Genomic DNA, 18,977 nt, shown 5'->3' with positions numbered 1-18,977 from the left:
CATGAACGAGACGATGAACGCGTGGGTGCAGAACGCCTACGGCCCCGCGTCGGGGGTCCACCGCGCCGAGCTGCCGACACCCGTCCCGCGCACGGGGGAGGTGCTGCTCAAGGTGCGCGCCACCGCGCTCAACGCCGGTGACGTGCGGATCATGCAGGGCGACCCGCTGCTGGTGCGCCCGGTGTTCGGGCTGCGGCACCCGAAGCAGCCGGTTCGGGGGATGGACGTGAGCGGCACGGTGGTCGCCGTCGGGCCCGATGCCACTGCCGAGCTCGGAGACGAGGTCGTCGTCGAACTGCCCGGCGGGGGAGGACTCGCCGAGTACGCCGTGGCACCCGTTGCACGCCTGGTGCCACGGCCGGCGACGGTGTCGCCGGCGGACGCCGCCTGCCTTCCCATCGCGGCCGGCACGGCGCGTCAGGCGCTCGACGCCGCGGGCGTCGCAGACGGCACCCGTGTGCTCGTCATCGCCGCCTCCGGCGGTGTCGGCACCTTCGCCGTGCAACTGGCCGCGGCCGCCGGCGCCGAGGTGCACGCGACCTGCTCCGCCCTCAACGCCGCGTCGATCGGGCGACTCGGCGTGACGACGGTGCTCGATCGCGACCAGCCGCTGCGCGAGCTCCCCGCCGGGAGCTACGACGCCGTGATCGACATCGCCGGCACGGCGCCGCTGCGCGACCTGCAGCGGCTGGTCGCCGATGGCGGCCGTGTCGTCCTCGTCTCGGGGCATGGCGGCCGTGTGCTCGGCCCTGTCGCACGGATGCTGGGCGCGGCCGTGCTCTCTGTCGGTTCGCGGCGCCGCATCCGTCCGCTCGCCGCCGTCGCGAAGCCCGGGATGCTGCGCGAACTGCTGTCACTCGTCGAGACCGGCACGATCTCCCCGCTGATCGAGGCCGAGTACCCGTTCGAGGAGGCCGGGGCGGCGCTCGCGCGGGTCGAGGCCGGTCACGTCGTCGGTAAGGTCGTCGTCCACGGAGCATGAGCTCGGCCGGCCGGGCGTTGGCGCGCGGAGCATCCGGCGTGCGAAAATAGAGTATGGCGTGCCCTCGCGCATCTTCCCCGGCTCTGAGTCGAGTACGGGTCGAACTTCCGCCGGGCCCCTGGACAGCGTCCGCCGCATCCTGATTTCGAGGAGCACCCATGTCCACGCCTGAGACCGCGACACTGATGAACTCGGTCCCTGAGCCCGCCGAAGGGCGCGTCGCCCACCACCGCCGTTACTTGATGTGCCGTCCTGAGCACTTCACGGTGAACTACAGCATCAACCCGTGGATGGAGCCGGCCAATCCGACCGACACGGCCAAGGCCGTCGAACAGTGGCAGAAGCTGTACGACCTGTACCTCGAGCTGGGCCACGAGGTGGAGCTCATCGAGCCGCTCGCCGGCTATCCCGACATGGTCTACACGGCCAACGGCGGCTTCGTCATCGACGGTCGCGCCTACGTGCCGTCTTTCTACTACGAGGAGCGCAAGGGCGAGGCACCTGCGTTCGCCGACTGGTTCCGGGCCAACGGCTTCGACACCGTCATGCCCAAGGAGATCAACGAGGGCGAGGGCGACTTCCTGCTCGCCGGCGACGTGATCCTGGCCGGCACCGGCTTCCGCTCCGCCGGTGACAGCCACCGCGAGGTGCACGAGGTCTTCGGCCGCGAGGTCATCACGCTCAAACTCGTCGACGCCCGGTTCTACCACCTCGACACCGCGCTGACGATCCTCGACCCCGTCGTCGAGCCCGGCCAGACCGCGGGCATCGCCTACCTGCCGCACGCCTTCGACGAGGCATCCCAGAAGATCCTCGCCGAGCGCTTCCCCGACGCGATCCTCGTCGCCGATGAGGACGGCGCGGTGTTCGGCCTGAACTCCGCCAGCGACGGCTACAACGTGATCATCTCGCCGCGCGCGACCGGCTTCGAGAAGCAGCTGCGCGAGCGCGGCTACAACCCGCTCATGGTCGACCTGTCCGAGCTGCTGCTCGGCGGCGGCGGCATCAAGTGCTGCACGCTCGAACTGCGCGGTGCCTGACATGGGCGGCATCGTGGACACGACACTCGAGCCTCATGTCGCCACCAACTACGCGCCGTTGCCGGTCGTCATCGCGCGCGCTGAGGGCGCGTGGGTGACCGATGTCGAGGGCAAGCGCTACCTCGACCTGCTGGCCGCCTACTCGGCCGTGAACTTCGGCCACCAGCATCCGGCCGTCGTCGCCGCTCTCACCGAGCAGCTCGGACGCGTGGCGCTCACCAGCCGCGCGTTCATGAACGACCGGCTCGAGCCGTTCGCCGAGGCACTGGCCCGGCTGAGCGGCAAGGAGATGGTCCTGCCGATGAACACCGGCGCCGAGGCCGTCGAGACCGGCATCAAGGTCGCGCGCGCCTGGGGGTACCGGGTCAAGGGTGTCGAGGACGGCAAGGCCCGCGTCGTCGTCGCGAAGGGCAACTTCCACGGCCGCACCACCACGATCGTCAGCTTCAGCGACGACGAGGAGGCGCGTGCGCCGTTCGGACCGTTCACGCCCGGTTTCGACCAGGTGCCGTACGGCGACGCGGAGGCCATCGCCGGCGCCATCACCGACGACACGGTCGCTGTGCTCGTCGAGCCGATCCAGGGCGAGGCCGGTGTCATCATCCCGCCGGAGGGCTATCTGCGCCGCATCCGCGAGATCTGCGACGAGCGCAACGTGCTGTTCATCGCCGACGAGATCCAGTCCGGCCTCGGCCGTGTCGGCGAGACCTTCGCCTGCGACCGCGAGGGCGTCGTGCCCGACCTGTACCTGCTGGGTAAGGCGCTCGGCGGCGGCATCCTGCCGGTGTCGGCCGTCGTGGGGAACCGCGACGTGCTGGGCGTGATCCGACCCGGCGAACACGGCTCGACCTTCGGCGGCAACCCGCTGTCGGCTGCCGTCGGCCTGCGCGTGGTCGAGATGCTCGAGACCGGTGAGTTCCAGGAGCGCGCCCGCGCGCTCGGTGACCATCTTGCCCGCGCTCTGCAGCCGCTGATCGGCCACGGCGTGACCGCAGTGCGCATCGCCGGCCTGTGGGCCGGCGTCGACATCGACCCGGCGCAGGGCACCGGCCGCGAGGTGGCGGAGAAGCTCATGGAGCGCGGCGTGCTCGTCAAGGACACCCACGGACAGACCATCCGCATCGCGCCGCCGCTGGTGGTGCGCGCGACGGAACTGGACTGGGCTGTCGAGCAGCTCCGCCTGGTCCTGGGGGCCTGAGCCTCCGGCATTCCTCCGCTCGGCCAGGCGCGGCGGTCGTTCAGGCCGGGGTGTCGTCGGGGTCGAGGCTCTTCAGAGCATCGGCCTCGACGGCGGTGTCCGCCTCGAGCTGCTCCTCGGTGGTCTCGTCGCCCCCGAGCGGCGCGTCGTGCTCGTCGCCGGGAAGCTCTTCCTGACCTCCGCCGTACCGTCCGTCCGGGGCGGTGTTGTGCGCGGGGTTGTCCTCGGGCACGCCGGAGTGGCTGCCGGGAAGGCGGGGCTCGCCGCTGCCAAGCGGATCCTGGCCCGGGGTGTGCGGATACTGACCGGCATCCCGGCTTCCGTTGCTCTGCTGATCACTCATGCCAGGACGGTAACCGCGGTCGCCGGGGTCGGAAAGGGCGTTGACAACGTGCATCCGCCCGCCCGCCGATCTTGTGCGTCCCCGTCCGCCGCGCTCAGTCCTTGAGGAAGGGGCCGGTGTCCTGCTGCGGAACGGTCGGATCGTCGAGGCCCGCCAGCTCGTCCTCTCCGACGAGCTCGTCGACGTCGAGCGTCGACGGCGAAGCGTCGCCGTGGCTCTCGGCCGACAGCGCTCCCGTGGTGATGCGGATCGGCTCGGTCGGTGCCACGGGCAGGCCGAAGCGTCGCTGGATCCTGCGCATCCACCGCGGCTGTGCGCCCAGTACACCCTTCTCGTCGTGCGATTCGACCTCGAGGCCGTAGTACTCGCCGATCCTGTCGATGAACTGCGCGCGCTCCGCCTTCGCGTACGCGCGCCGCTCGCGGGTGAATGCGACGACCGTCGACCAGCACATCAGCAGCATCACCACGCTGAACGGCAGGGCGATCGTGATCGCCGCCGTCTGCAGCGCGGTCAGGCCGCCCGAGAGCAGCAGCGAGATCGCGAGCAGCGCGGTGATCACGACGAAGAAGGTGCGGATCCAGCGCTTCGGCTCCGGCTTGCCGCCGGTGGCGATCATCCCCATCACGAGCGCGCCGGAATCGGCCGAGGTGATGAAGAAGATCGCGAGCAGCAGGATCGCGCCGACGCTGACGATCGCGGAACCGGGCACGTTCTGCAGCATCTCGAACAGCGCGCCCTGCAGATCGACCGAGCCGTCCGGCCCGGTCAGGGTGCCCGGGTTCGCGAGCTCCATCGCGAGCGCGGAACCGCCCAGCACCGAGAACCAGAGGATGCCGATCAGAGTCGGCACGAGGATGACGCCGACAACGAACTCGCGCACCGTGCGGCCCTTCGAGACCCGCGCGATGAAGATGCCGACGAACGGCGCCCATGAGATCCACCAGCCCCAGTAGAACGAGGTCCAGGACGCCTGCCACTGCTCGCCCGCCTCGCCCTGGAAGGCGCTGACGTTGAACGACAGCCCGACGAAGTTCTGGATGTAGTACCCGATCGACTGCACGAAGTCGCGCAGCAGGAACTCGGTGGGACCGACCGCGAGCAGGTACAGCACGAGAAGTCCGGCGAGCACGAGGTTCGCGTTCGAGAGCCACTTCATGCCCTTGGTCACACCGGACAGCACCGACATCAGCACGAACACCGAGATGATCAGGATGAGGATGACCTGCGTCGTCTCGTCGGGGTCGGCGATGCCGGCGGTGTGCAGGCCCGAACTCATCTGCAGCACGCCGAGGCCGAGCGAGGTCGCGACGCCGAAGAGCGTGCCGACCAGCGCGATCACGTCGATCGCATGCCCCCAGCCGCCCTCGACCCGCTTGCCGAGCAGCGGCTCGAGCGTCCACCGGATCGACACCGGGCGGCGTCGGCGGTGGATCGCGTACGCGAGTGCCAGGCCTATCACGACGTAGATCGACCAGGCGTGCACGCCCCAGTGCAGGTAGGTCTGTCCCAGCGCGGCCTGGGCCAGCTGCTCGGGGGTGCCGGTGACGCCGGGGCGCGGATTCGCGAAGTGGCTGAGCGGTTCGCTGACGCCGTAGAACACCAGACCGATGCCCATGCCCGCGGCGAACAGCAGTGAGAACCAGCTCATCAGCGAGAACTCGGGCTCTTCGTCGTCGCGCCCGAGCTTGATGTCACCGAACCGGCTGAAGCCCAGGAACAGGCAGAACGCGACGAAGAACGCCGCGATCAGGACGTAGTACCAGTTGAAGGCGTTCACGATCGTGGTCTGGATCGTCTGGAACAGCGCCTCGGCGATCTTCGGAGTGACCAGTGCGAACAGCACGAAGAGCACGACGATCGCCGCGGATGGCCAGAACACCCACCCCAGCACCTGTGGGCTGCGCTTCGCGCTGCCCTTCGTGCTCGCCGCCGTGCCCCTCGGATCAGCCCCGCCTGTGTCTCCGGTCATGGCTCCACGCTATCCGGGGCCTCACCACAGCGACAGGCCACCCGGGGAGTGTCGCAGATGGTCGCGTCGGAGCGCCGGATGCGGCAATCTGCGACATTCCTCAGCGAGGAGAGAGCTCAGGGCTTGCGGCGCTCGGCGCGCAGCGCCTCCCACTCGTCGATGAGCTCCGGCATCCGCCTGGCCATATAGCGGAAGAACTCGGCCATCTCCGCCGCGCGGTCGCGAGCGGCGTGCTCGTCGGCGTGCGCCGCGCCGATCGCCTCGATGTGCGTGGCGAGGCTCTCGTAGATCGGGCCGTTGTTGGTCATCAGGCCGTACCAGGTGTCGGGGATGATCACGTAGTGGTCGCGACGCCGGTCGGGCCGGGCGACACGGCGCACGACCTGGATCGTCTGCAGATAGCGGACCGCGCCGGAGACGGCGGCGGCGCTCACGCCGAGTCTGGCGGCGAGGTCTCCCGCGGTGTATCCGTCAGCGGGCGCGGCGATGAGCGCCATCATCACGCGTGCCGGCATCCTCGGGAATCCGACGACCGTGATCATCGCGGCAGCGCTCTCGGCGGCGTCGACGCCCAGGTGCTCCTGCGCGCCGTCGTCGGTCGTCGTCTCGTCTGCCACGGTTCGATCCTCCCAAACATTCCGCTCCGGTCGCACGGATGGCCGGTCCTGCGCCCCCGCGCCGGCCATCCGTACGACCGGAGGCGCCGATCACCCCACCGGATGCAGCTCGCGGCGGCGCATCAGCGACAGGGATGCCACGGCGCCGACCGCCACCGCGAGGACGAGCCACCACAGGCCGCGCAGGTCGACGTCGCCGTTCGACACGATCGGCGAGACCGCGAACGGGGAGAACCTCGTGGTCCATTCCGGCAGCCCGAACAGCGGGCCGAACATGCCGAACACCGTCGCCAGCAGCACGGCGGCCCAGGCCAGCGGGATCGCCGCCCGCGGGATCAGCACGAACAGCACGGCGGCGATGACGGTGAAGACGCAGGCAGCGAGGGCCTGCCCGAGTCCCACCACGGTGACCACGCGGAACAGGTCCGCCTCGCCGTCGTTCGCGGCGAGCCCGAGGTAGGCCGCTGCCATCGCGCTGGCCGCGATGATGAGCACCGCGAGCGTGGCGACGAGCACGTAATCGGCGAGCCAGCGCACCCGTCCGACGGGCTGCGCGAGCACGCTCTCCGCGGTGCCGTGCGCCTCCTCCTGCCGTGCCCTGACCACGATCTGCACGGCTGCGCACGCGGCGAGCACCCCCAGCATGGTGAAGAACACCGTGATCAGGGTCTCGTCGATCGAGCCCGCCTTGGCGATCTTCTCCAGGATGTCGGCCACCGCCGGGTTCTCGCCGGAGATCTCGCCGGCGAGGCCGCTCAGGGTGGTCGCCAGGATGCCGAGCAGGGCACCGCCGATGGCCCAGCCGATGATGCCGCCATAGGTGAGCCGCCACACCAGCGCGTGCGGTCCGGCCAGGGCAGGGCGGGCATAGCGGCGTCCGGGGCGGGCGGGCACGAAGCCCTCGCCCATGTCGCGCACCGACTGCAGCGCGATGGCGAGGATCGCCAGGACCAGGCCGAACGCGAGCCCGAGCAGCGCCGGCCACCAGTTGTCGGTGTCGTACGGGCGGGCCTGCTCTGCCCAGCCGAACGGCGACAGCCACACCGGCCAGGCGCTGTCGATGCGGGTGAGGTCGTCGCTGGGCGTGCCCGCGACGTTGCCGATCCCGTTCACGAGGAACGTGGCGACCAGGATCCAGATGGTGAGGGCGTTCGCGCCGCGCGAGGTGCGCATCAGCTGGGCGGCCATGAGTCCGATGCCGAGGAACGCGATGCCCGCCGTCGCCGTGACGGCGCCGGTGAGCCAGGAGCCCTCCGCGTCGAGGCCGGAACCGATCAGGGATGCGGCGATGAGCAGCCCGAGCACGACATTCGCGGCAAGGCCGAGGAGGAGCGTCGCGGTGGTCGGCCTGGTGCGTCCGGCAGGAGTGGCGGCGACGAGCTCGGAGCGTCCGGCCTCCTCGTCGCCGCGTGTGTGCCGCACGGCGAGGAAGGCGCTCATGAGCGCCGCGAGCATGGTCAGCCACGGCAGGATCTCGAACGAGAGGAACGCGCCCTCGGATGCCCCGGAGGGCAGACCCCGGAACATCATGATGACAGGGTTGGCCATCACCGCGGCGAGGACCTCGACGCGGTCGGTGTGCGTGCTGTACGACTGGGTGACGCCGGCGAAGCCGGCGTAGGCCATCATCACGGTGGCGAGGATCCAGAGCAGCAGCTGCAGCCAGTCGCGGCGCAGACGCTGCCGGAACAGGGTGGGGAACATCAGTGGGACACCTTCTCCTGGGCGCGACGAGACGCGCGCGAGGCGGTCCCTGAGCCTGAGGAAGGGTCCTCCTCGGCGGCGCGCAGAGCGGCGAGGTCGTCGCCGTAGTGGCGCAGGAACAGCTCCTCGAGGGAGGGCGGCTCGATGCGCAGACCCTCGACCGACCGCTGTGCGAGCACAGGGAGGACGGCGGGGATCGCATCGCTGTCGACGGTGAACCTGGCGCGGCCGTCCTCGACGGTGCCGTCGTGCGCCTCGGAGATGCCGGCGAGCGCCGCGGCATCCGTCGCTGCGAACGAGACCTCGGTGCGCGTCAGGTGGCGCAGTTCGGAGAGCGTGCCGGACTCGACGATCCTCCCCGCGCGGATGATGCTGACGCGGTCGCAGAGCAGTTCCACCTCGGAGAGGATGTGGCTGGACAGCAGCATGGTCGCACCGGCCCTGTGCAGTCGCTGCACCTCCTCGCGGAACACGACCTCCATCAGCGGGTCCAGCCCGCTGGTCGGCTCGTCGAGGATGTACAGGTCGGCGGGGACGGCGAAGGCGGCGATCAGCGCGACCTTCTGCCGGTTGCCCTTCGAGTACGCGCGGCCCTTCTTGCGCGGGTCGAACTGGAAGGCGGTCATGAGGCGTTCGCGCTCGGCGCGGTAGGCGGCTGACTTGGTCTTCGCGCCGCGCAGGCGCGCGAGGAAGTCGATCGCCTCGCCGCCGGACAGGTTCGGCCAGACGCTGACGTCGCCCGGCACGTAGGCGATGCGCCGGTGCAGGCGGGATGCCGCGTGCCACGGCTCTTCGCCGAACACGGAGGCCTCCCCGCCGGACTTGCGGGCGAGCCCCAGCAGGATGCGGATGGTGGTGGACTTTCCCGCGCCGTTCGGGCCGAGGAAGCCGTGCACCTGGCCGGCTTCCACCTCGAGGTCGAGTCCGTCGAGGGCGTGCACGCGACCGTAGGTCTTCGTCAGACCGCGCGTGCTGATGATGGTGTTCATGAGAGGCGACGGTACACCTTTTTCACGAATTCGTGAACTATGTGAATGCGATCCTCACGAAACGCTCACGGCCACCGTGTGCCAGCCCGTGGCGCCGTCCGGCGCCGGGGGAGCGGATGCCCCGGTCTGCGGCTCTCCGTCGGAGCCGATCGCGCGGCAGCGGAGCTCGTGCTCACCGGCATCCGCCTGCCAGGGCAGCAGCCACTGCACCCAAGTGTCGTCCGAGATCGCCGTGGCCAGCTCGGCGCGCTGCCAGGGACCGTCGTCGATCTGCACCTCGACGCCGGAGACGCCGGAGTGCGGCTGCCAGGCGACGCCCGCGATCACCGTGTCGCCGGACGGGATCGGCGTGCGTGCGCGCGGCACGTCGATGCGGGACTGCAGCTTGATCGGCCCCTTCGCCGACCAGCCGCGGTCGGTCCAGTAGGCCGTCGCGCGGTCGTATCGGGTGACCTCGAGGTCGGTGACCCACTTCGTCGCAGACACGTAGCCGTACAGGCCAGGCACGACCATCCGCACCGGGAAGCCGTGCTCGAGCGGCAGCGGCTCACCGTTCATGCCGATTGCGAGCAGCGCGTCGCGGTCGTCGGTGAGCGCCTCGAGCGGAGTGCCCGCGGTGAACCCGTCGACCGAGGTGGAGAGCACCATGTCGGCGTCGGCATCCGGCTGCGCCCGCTTCAGCAGTTCGCGGATCGGGTAGCCGAGCCACACGGCGTTCCCGACCAGGTCTCCGCCGACGATGTTCGACACGCACGACAGAGTGACGGCCGACTCCTGGAGCGGCAGCGCGAGCAGGTCGTCCCAGGTCAGGGTCACCTCATGGGCGACCATGCCGTGGATGCGCAGTCGCCAGTCCGCGGGATCCACGGAGGGCACGACGAGGGCGGTGTCGATCCGGTAGAAGTCCTGGTTCGGCGTGATCACCGGTGTGAGGCCGGGGGTGCCGAGTTCGGCGTCCGCCGGGATCGCCGGGGCGGGAACTGCCGCGCGGGGAAGGCGGATGGCGTCGCGGACCGCCGTCACGGCGGTCGATCCGGCGCGTGCCAGCGACCCGGCCGCGGCGAGGACGACCCCGGCCACTGCGGTGCCGGCCACCCACACCAGGAACCTGCGGCGGGAGACACCGTCGCCGGAGACGGATGCAGGCACGCTGTCACGTTCGTCGGCGGACACGCCGGGGGTGCGGCCTGCAGGCGTGCTCTCGGCCTGCATCCGTACGCGGTTCAGCAGCCGCAGGGCGATCGCGGCGACCGCGCCGGCGAGCACAGACGGTACCCAGGCCGTGAATCCGGCATCCGGCCTGGTGAGCGCCAGAACGCCGACGCCGACCCCGAGAACGGCGAACGCGATCACTCCGGACCGAGCCCAGCGCGCCTCGCAGAGACCGGCGATGGCGGATGCCGCGAGCAGCACGATCGCGATGCCGACCAGCAGCGCGGCCTTGTCGTTCGTGCCGAACCACGCGATCGCGGTGTCCTTCGCCCAGGCGGGTGCGACGTCGATGAGTGCGCCGCCGACGACCGCGAACGGGCTCGATGACGGTGCGAACAGCGCGGCGACGAGTTCGCCGGCCCCCGCGCCGAGCAACGCCGCCGCGACTCCTGCCGCCGCGGCCGCCCAGCGCATCGTTCGGCTCATGACCTCAGCGTACGAGCGCTCGGCACCGCCATCCCCGTTTCTCACGGATCCGTAAGCTCCGGTCCCAACGGATGCGGGTGCGCCCGGACCTGGCACCCGCAACGAGTGGGACCGGAACCGGGGAGAGACGAGCCCTGAGCAGAGTCAGTCTCGCGCCTCAGGGCGCAGCGCCGGGGAGAGCATCGCCATCAGCAGTGCCGCGGCGAACGCCGCGAGCATCGTCGCGCCGAGCAGCGTCGCCGAGACACCGAACGCCGACACCAGTGGCGGCACGAGCGCGCCGACCAGCAGCGTCATCGTGCCCAGCACGGCCGATGCCGATCCCGCTCCACGGGTGATCCGCGCGAGTGCGAGGGCCGTCAGCGCCGGGTTGTTCACGCCGTGCGCCGACACCGCGATGAACAGTGGCACGAGCAGCCACGGCAGCGCAGAGGACGTCACCGCGGCGAGCACCACCGCGATCGCGGCGGCGAGGCCGACCGAGATCGCCAGACGCACCATCCGTGCGCCGGGCGCCCGCCCGGCCATCCGCCGGTTCAGCTGGGCCGCGCCGAGGATGCCGAGCGCGTTCACCGCGAACACCGCGGCGAAGCCCTGCGGGCTCAGCCCGTACTGCTGCTGCAGCACGAACGGCGACAGCTGCAAGTAGACGAACAGCACGACTCCAGCCAGCGAGAGCGTCAGCGCGGTCAGCATGAATCCGCGGTTGCCGAGGGCGGCGCCGATCCCGCGGAAGTCGTTGCGGATGCCGCCGCTGGTGCGTTCGTCGCGGGGCAGCGACTCCGGTACGAACAGCGCAGACACCAGCAACAGGAGCACGCCGACCACTGCGAGCGTGACGAAGACGCCGCGCCAGTCGCTGAGCGTCAAGACGGCGCCGCCGATCAGCGGGGCGAGCACCGGCGCCACGCCCATCACCGCGGCGAGCGTCGAGAAGGCGACCATGGCCTCGGCGCCGGAGAACAGGTCGTGCACGACCGCCCTGGCGATCACCATGCCGCCGGCGCCGCACAGACCCTGCACCAGGCGGATCGCGATCAGCACTCCGATCGTCGGGGCGAAAGCGCAGAGCACCGAGGTGATCACGAATCCGGCGACGGCGATGATCAGCGGCATCCGCCGGCCGTAGCGGTCGCTGATCGGTCCCCACAGCAGCTGCCCGATCGCGAGGCCGATCATGCAGGCGCTCATCGTGAACTGCGTGAGCGACTCGGATGCGCCGAGATCGGCGCCCAGCTGCGGCAGCGAGGGCAGATACACATCGAGCGAGATCGGGCCGAAGGCCGTCAGCGCGCCGAGCGCGAGCATGAGGGAGCGCGGATGCCCGTTCGCCATCCGTCAGGCCTCGGACGGCTCTGCGCCGGGCCGCGGTGCACGTCCCGGCTCCGGCTCCGGAAGGCGCAGCGGCGTGGTCGAGGCGGCGGGGTCGCTGTACGAGGTCGGCTCCATCGCCCGCACCACCGAGACCGGCCTGGTCTCGTCGAGGGTCAGCAGGAACCGCCTGTCCTCATGGCGGTGCAGGCGGCCCGACCACAGCATCCAGCTCACGCCGATCGCACAGGCCAGCAGGCCCGCGACTCCGCCGACGTCGATCGCGGCACGCGGACCGAACGTGTCGGAGACCCAGCCGGCGATCGGCGCACCGATCGGAGTCGATCCCATCACGACGGCCATGTACAGGGCGAGCACCCGCCCGCGCAGGGCCGGGTCGGTCGTGGTCTGCACGTACCCGTTGGCCGTGGTCAGCATGGTCACGGTCGAGAATCCGACGAACACCAGCATCACCGCGTAGAGCGCGTACGCGGGCATCAGTGACGAGATGACGGATGCCACGCCGAACCCGCCCGCGGCGATCACGAGCACCCGTACCCGGGCGCGGTCGCGCCGCGCGGCGAGCAGGGCGCCGGCCAGTGATCCGATCGCGAGCACCGAGCTGAGCAGGCCGTAGCCGTCGGCTCCGCGGTCGAATTCGAGCGCCATGGTCGAGGCGAAGATCGGGAAGTTCATGCCGAACGCGCCGATCAGGAAGACCATCACGAACACGACCTTCAGGTCGCTGCGGCCCATCACGTAGCGGAAGCCGGCGGCGAGACCGCCTCCGCCGCGGCGGCCCTTGGCCCGCGGGATCAGCTCATTCCTTCGCATCAGCATCAGCGCGATGAGCATCGCCAGGAATGTAACGGCGTTCGCCACGAACACCCAACCAGACCCGATCGCGACGATCAGCACGCCGCCGACAGCCGGTCCGATCATGCGGGCCATGTTGAACGACGCCGAGTTCAGCGCGACCGCGTTCGAGGCATCCTCCATGCTGACCATGTCGGAGACGAAGGCCTGCCTGGCCGGCGCGTCGAACGCGTTCGTGATCCCGAAGCACAGCGCGAAGCCGAACATCATCGGCAGGGTCAGCACCCCGGTGAGCAGCGTCCCGGCGACGCCGAGCGCCAGCAGCATCAGCACCGTCTGCGTGATCAGCAGCACTTTGCGCCGGTCGAAGCGGTCGGCGACGTAGCCGGTCAGTCCGACCAGCAGCAGCGGCGGCCCGAACTGCAGCGCCATCGTGATGCCCATGGCCGAGGCGTCGTTGTCGGTGAGCTCGGTGAGCACGACCCAGTCCTGCGCGGTGGACTGCATCCAGCCGCCGATGTTCGAGATGACGGCGCCGATGAACCACGTGCGGTAGTTGAAGTTCGCGAAGGAGCGGAACATCGGTGACGTCGTGAGGCTCATCGCTCGGCCACCTTCCGCATCAGGGCGCTGGCGTCGCGCAGGGTCTGCAGCTCGTCCTCGGTGAAGTCGAGTCCGGCGAGGGCGACGGCGAGTGCGGTGTCGCGCCTGCTGATCGTGTCGGCGACGACGGCGTTGCCCTCGGGGGTGATGTCGATCTGCACGCGGCGGCGGTCGTCCTCGTCGGGTACGCGCACCACCAGGCCGGACTCCTCGAGGCAGTTCACGGTGCGATTCATCGACGGGGCCGAGACGTGCTCGCGCTCGGCGAGTGACCCGAGCGTCGCGCGACCGTGGGCGCGGAGTGTGGCCAGCACGGCGAACTGCGCGTCGCTCATCGAGTCGACGGCGCGCTCGCGGCGCAGCCGCCTGGCCAGGCGGAAGGTCGCCAGCCGAAGGTCGACGGCGGCGGCGTGGAACGAATCTTCGGAGGCAGTCACTATTTAGCTAGTCTAACTAAATGTCGACAGGAAAGCGATGTCCAATCTCGGACCCGGCTGCCGGTCACGTGGACAGGAACCGGTTTCTCGACTAGCGTGGTGCGGGTGAACCTCGTCGACGATGCGAGCCGATACCGCAACCCGATCATCGATTCCGACATGCCCGATCCGGATGCGATCCGCGTGGGGGACCGGTTCTATCTCGTCGCGTCGAGCTTCCACCGCGCGCCGGGGCTGCCCGTCTTCGAGTCGCGTGATCTGGTCGACTGGACCCGCATCGGGTACGCGCTGGAGCGCAACGAACCGGCTGCCTGGTTCGGGCTGCCGCGGCACGGCTGCGGCGTCTGGGCGCCCTCGATCCGCCACCACGACGGACGGTTCCACATCGTCTTCCCCGACCCCGATCAGGGCATCTTCGTCGTCACGGCCGAGAACCCCGCGGGTCCGTGGACGCCGCCGCGCCTGCTGCTGGCGGGACTCGGCCTGATCGACCCGTGCCCGCTGTGGGACGACGACGGACGCACCTACCTCGTGCACGGCTGGGCCCGCTCGCGGGCCGGACGCAAGAACGTGCTGACGGTGGTCCCTGTCGACGCCGGGCTCACCACCGCCACCGGCCCAGCGGTCGACGTCATCGACGGCGACCTGCTCGACGGGTTCGCGACGCTCGAGGGGCCGAAGTTCCACAAGCGCGACGGGGAGTACTGGATCCTCGCCCCCGCCGGCGGCGTGGCCACCGGTTGGCAGACGGCCTTCCGCGCCGACAGTCCGTACGGGCCGTACCGGCACCGGATCGTGCTCAGCCAGGGCGACACCCCGGTCAACGGACCTCATCAGGGAGCCTGGGTCGATGACGGCGAGGACGGTGACTGGTTCCTGCACTTCCAGGATCGAGGCGTGTTCGGACGGGTGCTGCATCTGCAGCCGATGGCGTGGGATGCCGACGGCTGGCCGCTCATGGGCCGCGCCGTCGCCGGCGGCCCGGCGGAACCCGTGCTCGATCACCCGGCACCGCTGCGGGGCAGGCAGGGCGCACGCAGCCTCGCCCGCTCCGACGACTTCGCCGACGGACTGCCGGGCGCCCACTGGCAGTGGGAGGCCGACCCCGACCCGCGCGCGATCGTAACCCCGGAGGACGGCGGGACCGGCGACGCCCTCACTCTGCGCGGCAGCCCCGACGGCGGCAGCATCCGCACCCTTCCGCGCGTGCTCTCGCAGCCGCTGCCCGGCTGGAGCAGCTCGTCCTCCGTGGATGTCGAACTGCCGGATGCTGCACCCGGCGCCCGCGCCGGGATCGCCGTGCTCGGCCTCGACTACGCCTGGGCCGGTGTGCGGCGCACCGCCGCGGGCGACGTCGCGGTCGTCGCTGTGCGCGGCCGCGATGACCAGGAGGAGCGGGTCGTGGCATCCGTGCCGCTGCGCGAGCCGCGCGTGCGCGCGACGCTCGCCGTGAGCGACGACGCCCGCGTCCGCGTGATTCTCCACGCCGACGGTGCGAGGATCGACGTGGATCCGCAGTTCCACGCGGTCCAGGGGCAGTGGGTCGGCGCGGCGATCTCCCTGTTCGCGGCTGGGGCTCACGGCGCGGACGAGACGATCGCCCGGTTCGCCGGCTTCCGCATCACGACGGGGGATCGATGACGATGGCAGGCAAGCGCGCACGGACGACGCCGACTCGCGAGACGACGATCATGGACATCGCCCGCGCCGCCGGGGTGTCCAAGGCCACGGTGTCGCGGGTGCTGAACTCGGTACCGACGGTGAACGAGGAGATCGCGCAGCGAGTGCGGCAGGTGATCGACGAGCTCGGCTACACGCCCAGCCAGACGGCCCGCTCGCTCTCGCTCGGCGTCAGCCGCACAGTCGGCGTGCTGGTGCCCGATCTGGGCAACCCGATGTTCCACCAGGTGCTGCACGGCTTCAACCGCGCCGCAGCCCGCGACGGCTACCGGGTCGTCGTCGCCGACGCGTTCGAGGATGCCGACAGCGAGGCCGAGCTCGCCAGGGACCTGCGCGATCGCACCGACGCCGTTGCCCTGTTCTCGCCGCGGATGACGCGGGCCGAACTGCTCGAACTGCTGCCGCGGGTCGGGCCGGTGGCGGTGTTCAACCGCACCACCGGCCTGAACGCCGGCTCGGTGCTGATCGACTACCACGAGGGCGTCATGGTGCTCGCCGGGCACCTGATCGAGCTCGGCCACCGCAGGATCGCGTTCCTCGTCGGGCCCGCCTACGCGCGGGCCAACTGGGAGCGGGAGCGCGGACTGCAGGAGATCCGCGAGCAGCACCCCGAGGTCGAGATCGTGGACGTGCCCTGCGGGCACTCCTTCGAGGACGGCTACACCTCGTGGCCGGCGATCCGCGAGACCGGCGCGACCGCGGTGATCGCGTACAACGACGTGGTGGCCCTCGGCCTCCTCGGACGGCTCTCCGAGGAGGGCGTCGCCGTCCCGGCGGAGCTGTCGGTCGCCGGCTTCGACGACATCCCGTTCGCGCGCTATTCGTCGCCGTCGCTGACTACCATGACCTCGCGGCTGGCCGAGATCGGCGAGCGGATCTGGACCGTGCTGCGAGCAGAGATGACGGATGCACCAGAGCGCGAGCCGATCATGTTCTCGCCCGAGCTCGCCGTGCGCGGCAGCACGAAGGAGCGCCCATGACGATCGACCTGCTGCCCTCCGGCGCGGTCCGCTATCACGAGGGAGCCGCGGTGCGGCGGGGGCTGTCCCCGCGTCCCTATCTCACCGCGACCGCACCGGGCGGTGCTCCCGCCACCGAGGTGTCGCCGGATGATCACCTCCACCACCTCGGGCTCAGCCTGGCGCTGCCCGATGTGAGCGGCGCATCCTTCTGGGGCGGCAGCACGTATCGGCGCGGCGAGGGCTCCGTGATGCTCGACAACCACGGCATCCAGCAGGTGACGGGCCGCGAGAGCGCGCCGGGCCGCGTCGACGAGCGCCTGACCTGGCGGGCCAGGGACGGGAGCGCGCTGCTGCATGAGGAGCGCACGATCAGCGCGCAGGCGGATGCCGGTCAGGTGACGGTCTCGTGGACCACCCGGCTCAGCCCGGCCGCCGGAGAGGTCACGTTCGGCAGCCCCCAGACCAACGGGAGGCCCGGTGCCTTCTACGGCGGCCTGTTCTGGCGCACCGCGCTGCGCAGCGCGCATGTCCGCACGGCGGACGGCGACGGCGTCGACGCCGCACACGGCTCGACGTCGCCGTGGATCGCGCTGGACGGCGACGACGTGTCATTCGTCGCGGCGACCAGCACCGGGATGCCGTGGTTCGTGCGCTCCGAGGGGTATGTCGGCTTCCTGCCCGCCGTCGCCGTGGAGGAGCGCAGGGCGCTCGCCCCGGGGGAGACCCTGCTGCTGGACCTGGTCGTCGCGATCGCGGATGGCCCGTTCACCGATTCGGCGGATGTCGCCGGTCGGCTGCTCTCCGGCATCCGCGACGCGGTATGAGTCCGTCCGACTTCATCGACGGGGCCGCGCACCTCGGCATCGCGGTGCGCCACCTCTCGGTGAGCGTCGGCGGTCGGTGTGTCGTGCGCTTCGGCTCGGACGAGCCGCACCGGATGTACTCGGTGTCGAAGTCGATCACCGGGCTCGCGATCCTGCTGCTCGCCGAAGAGCGGATGCTGCGCCTCGACGATCCGATCATCACGCACTTCCCGGAGATGGCGCCGGTTCATCCCTGGCTCGCCGCGACCCGCATCGACGACATGCTCGCCATGACCGGCCCCCACCAGCGGACGACCTACGACGAGGGCGCCGGGGGCTGGCTGGAGTCGTACTTCCGGGTGCCGCCGGTGCGGCCGCCCGGCATCCGGTTCACCTACGACACCAGCGCGTCGTACACGCTGGCCGCGCTGGTGGAGCGCCTGGCCGGCATGCCGCTGCTGGACTACCTGCGCCCGCGGCTGCTCGATCCGCTCGGCATCGGGGCGGATGCACGGTTCGTCACCGGACCCGAGGGCATCAGCCACGGCGGATCGGGGCTGATCGTCCCGCCCGGTGACCTGCTGCCGGTCGCCGAACTGCTGAACGCGGGTGGGGGTGACTTGCTGCCGGCCGCCGTCGTCTCCGCGCTGCTCGAGCGCCGCAGTGACCCGTCGCCGCAGGACTGGGGCATCCCGTTCCTCGCCGGCTACGGCCGGCAGACGTGGCTGCCCGGCGACGACGCCTGGATGATGTTCGGCATGCACGGGCAGTTCGTCTACGGCGATCCGGCCCGCGAGATGGCAGTCGTCGTGGCATCCGATCCGCTGCCGGGGATGGCGCCCGGCGCCGACCGGGAGGTCGCGCGGATGCTGTGCGATGCGCTCGCGGAGCCGATCAGCCCTTGACCGACCCGATCATCGCGCCCTTCACGAAGAAGCGCTGCACGAACGGGTAGACGATCAGCATCGGCAGAGTGGCGATGAAGATCACGGCCATTCGCACCGACTGCGCGGGCGGCACGACGTCCACCGCGGAGTCGTCAGCGTTCATGCCGCTCGCGACGATGACGATCTGGCGCAGCAGCACCTGGATCGGCCACTTCTCGGAGCTGTTGATGTACAGGATCGCGCTCTGGTAGGTGTTCCAGTAGTACACGGCGTAGAACAGGCCGATCGTCGCGAGCGATGCCATCGACAGCGGCAGCACGATGCGCCAGAAGACGCCCATCTCGGTGCATCCGTCGATGCGGGCAGCCTCTTCGAGGCTCTCCGGCATGGCCTGGAAGAAGCTGCGCATGATCACGAAGTTGAACGCGTTGATCGCGACCGGGATGATCAGCGACCACAGCGAGTCGATCATGCCCAGGCTCTTCACCACGATGAACGTGGGGATCATGCCCCCGCTGAAGAGCATGGTGAACACGACCAGGAAGTTGATGACCCGTCGCCCCTTGAGGTGCTTCTTCGACAGCGCGTAGGCCATGAAGGCGGTGAGGATCAGGCTGATCATCGTGCCGCCGATCGTGACGACCGCCGAGACGCCGAGCGCCCGGAAGATCGTCGGCGTCGACAGGATGTACTTGTACGCGTCCAGCGAGAACGTGTGCGGCCACAGGATGAACGGGCGCGTGGCCAGTTCGCCCGGCGTGGACAGTGAACTCGCCAGCACGTTCACGAACGGCAGCACGCAGACCAGCGCGAACGCGGTCAGCAGCAGCGCGTTGACCACGACGAACACGCGGCGGCCGGGGGTGATCCGGCGGCGCTTGCGGTTCTCGCGGCGCACCTGGATCGGGATGGTCGCGCTGTCCACGCGAGGGGTGCTGGTCATCTCGGTCTCCGCTCTGCGGCGGGGCGCAGGCGCGCAGCGGCTTCGGGTGCCG

The 18,977-nt window shown here is 70.4% G+C and carries 17 protein-coding genes; 7 read left to right on the top strand and 10 right to left on the bottom strand.

What is annotated here, in order from left to right:
- The first annotated feature begins 1 nt into the window (after nucleotide 1).
- The 3 genes from GON06_RS15195 (at nucleotide 2) to rocD (ending at nucleotide 3,220) form a co-directional block, all read left to right on the top strand.
- A complete protein-coding gene (locus tag GON06_RS15195; RefSeq protein WP_157313159.1) occupies nucleotides 2–982 on the top strand; it encodes an NAD(P)-dependent alcohol dehydrogenase in 981 nt (326 codons plus the stop codon).
- Nucleotides 983–1,140: 158 nt separating this feature from the next.
- Nucleotides 1,141–2,022: a dimethylargininase gene (ddaH, locus tag GON06_RS15190; RefSeq protein ID WP_378734965.1), complete on the top strand. Its 882-nt coding sequence runs from the start codon at nucleotides 1,141–1,143 to the stop codon at nucleotides 2,020–2,022.
- 1 nt (nucleotide 2,023) lies between these two features.
- Entirely contained in the window at nucleotides 2,024–3,220 is a 1,197-nt protein-coding gene (rocD, locus tag GON06_RS15185) for an ornithine--oxo-acid transaminase (protein ID WP_157313158.1), read from the top strand.
- Between the two features lie 40 nt (nucleotides 3,221–3,260).
- Here rocD and GON06_RS15180 read toward each other — a convergent pair whose 3' ends face one another.
- From GON06_RS15180 to GON06_RS15140, 9 genes are all read right to left on the bottom strand, one after another.
- On the bottom strand, nucleotides 3,261–3,563 hold the full coding sequence (locus tag GON06_RS15180) for a hypothetical protein (RefSeq protein ID WP_157313157.1): 303 nt from the start codon (nucleotides 3,561–3,563) through the stop codon (nucleotides 3,261–3,263).
- Nucleotides 3,564–3,657: 94 nt separating this feature from the next.
- On the bottom strand, nucleotides 3,658–5,535 hold the full coding sequence (locus GON06_RS15175) for a BCCT family transporter (RefSeq protein WP_157313156.1): 1,878 nt from the start codon (nucleotides 5,533–5,535) through the stop codon (nucleotides 3,658–3,660).
- Between the two features lie 116 nt (nucleotides 5,536–5,651).
- Nucleotides 5,652–6,152: a GbsR/MarR family transcriptional regulator gene (locus GON06_RS15170; RefSeq protein WP_332837609.1), complete on the bottom strand. Its 501-nt coding sequence runs from the start codon at nucleotides 6,150–6,152 to the stop codon at nucleotides 5,652–5,654.
- Nucleotides 6,153–6,242: 90 nt separating this feature from the next.
- On the bottom strand, nucleotides 6,243–7,856 hold the full coding sequence (locus tag GON06_RS15165; RefSeq protein ID WP_157313154.1) for an ABC transporter permease: 1,614 nt from the start codon (nucleotides 7,854–7,856) through the stop codon (nucleotides 6,243–6,245).
- Entirely contained in the window at nucleotides 7,856–8,845 is a 990-nt protein-coding gene (locus tag GON06_RS15160; RefSeq protein WP_157313153.1) for an ABC transporter ATP-binding protein, read from the bottom strand. The genes GON06_RS15165 and GON06_RS15160 overlap by 1 nt, the downstream gene beginning before the upstream one ends.
- A gap of 54 nt (nucleotides 8,846–8,899) precedes the next feature.
- Nucleotides 8,900–10,483, bottom strand: a complete 1,584-nt coding sequence (locus GON06_RS15155) for a molybdopterin-dependent oxidoreductase (RefSeq protein ID WP_157313152.1) — start codon at nucleotides 10,481–10,483, stop codon at nucleotides 8,900–8,902.
- A gap of 144 nt (nucleotides 10,484–10,627) precedes the next feature.
- Nucleotides 10,628–11,818: a multidrug effflux MFS transporter gene (locus GON06_RS15150; RefSeq protein ID WP_157313151.1), complete on the bottom strand. Its 1,191-nt coding sequence runs from the start codon at nucleotides 11,816–11,818 to the stop codon at nucleotides 10,628–10,630.
- A 3-nt stretch (nucleotides 11,819–11,821) separates the two neighbouring features.
- The gene (locus GON06_RS15145) at nucleotides 11,822–13,192 is read right to left on the bottom strand and encodes an MFS transporter (RefSeq protein WP_157313769.1); all 1,371 of its coding nucleotides are present in this window, start codon (nucleotides 13,190–13,192) and stop codon (nucleotides 11,822–11,824) included.
- A gap of 17 nt (nucleotides 13,193–13,209) precedes the next feature.
- The gene (locus GON06_RS15140; RefSeq protein ID WP_332837607.1) at nucleotides 13,210–13,650 is read right to left on the bottom strand and encodes a MarR family winged helix-turn-helix transcriptional regulator; all 441 of its coding nucleotides are present in this window, start codon (nucleotides 13,648–13,650) and stop codon (nucleotides 13,210–13,212) included.
- Nucleotides 13,651–13,755: 105 nt separating this feature from the next.
- Between GON06_RS15140 and GON06_RS15135 the strand changes: the two genes are divergently transcribed.
- From GON06_RS15135 to GON06_RS15120, 4 genes are read left to right on the top strand one after another with little or no spacing between them, the layout of a single operon-like run.
- The gene (locus GON06_RS15135; RefSeq protein ID WP_157313150.1) at nucleotides 13,756–15,291 is read left to right on the top strand and encodes a glycoside hydrolase family 43 protein; all 1,536 of its coding nucleotides are present in this window, start codon (nucleotides 13,756–13,758) and stop codon (nucleotides 15,289–15,291) included.
- Nucleotides 15,292–15,293: 2 nt separating this feature from the next.
- Nucleotides 15,294–16,310, top strand: a complete 1,017-nt coding sequence (locus GON06_RS15130) for a LacI family DNA-binding transcriptional regulator (RefSeq protein WP_198346722.1) — start codon at nucleotides 15,294–15,296, stop codon at nucleotides 16,308–16,310.
- The gene (locus tag GON06_RS15125; protein ID WP_157313148.1) at nucleotides 16,307–17,116 is read left to right on the top strand and encodes a DUF6807 family protein; all 810 of its coding nucleotides are present in this window, start codon (nucleotides 16,307–16,309) and stop codon (nucleotides 17,114–17,116) included. The genes GON06_RS15130 and GON06_RS15125 overlap by 4 nt, the downstream gene beginning before the upstream one ends.
- Nucleotides 17,113–18,000 carry a serine hydrolase domain-containing protein gene (locus GON06_RS15120; protein WP_157313147.1) on the top strand — a complete coding sequence of 296 codons (888 nt, stop codon included), beginning with the start codon at nucleotides 17,113–17,115 and terminating at the stop codon, nucleotides 17,998–18,000. Before GON06_RS15125 ends, GON06_RS15120 begins: the two co-directional genes overlap by 4 nt.
- Here GON06_RS15120 and GON06_RS15115 read toward each other — a convergent pair.
- The gene (locus GON06_RS15115) at nucleotides 17,990–18,925 is read right to left on the bottom strand and encodes a carbohydrate ABC transporter permease (RefSeq protein ID WP_157313146.1); all 936 of its coding nucleotides are present in this window, start codon (nucleotides 18,923–18,925) and stop codon (nucleotides 17,990–17,992) included. The two genes, GON06_RS15120 and GON06_RS15115, sit on opposite strands and share 11 nt — an antisense overlap.
- Nucleotides 18,926–18,977 lie beyond the last annotated feature (52 nt).

The organism is Microbacterium sp. MAH-37 (assembly GCF_009758255.1).
Classification (GTDB): domain Bacteria; phylum Actinomycetota; class Actinomycetes; order Actinomycetales; family Microbacteriaceae; genus Microbacterium.
The sequence above is the reverse complement of the archived record's forward strand: the minus strand, read 5'-3'. Positions and strand labels throughout refer to the sequence as shown.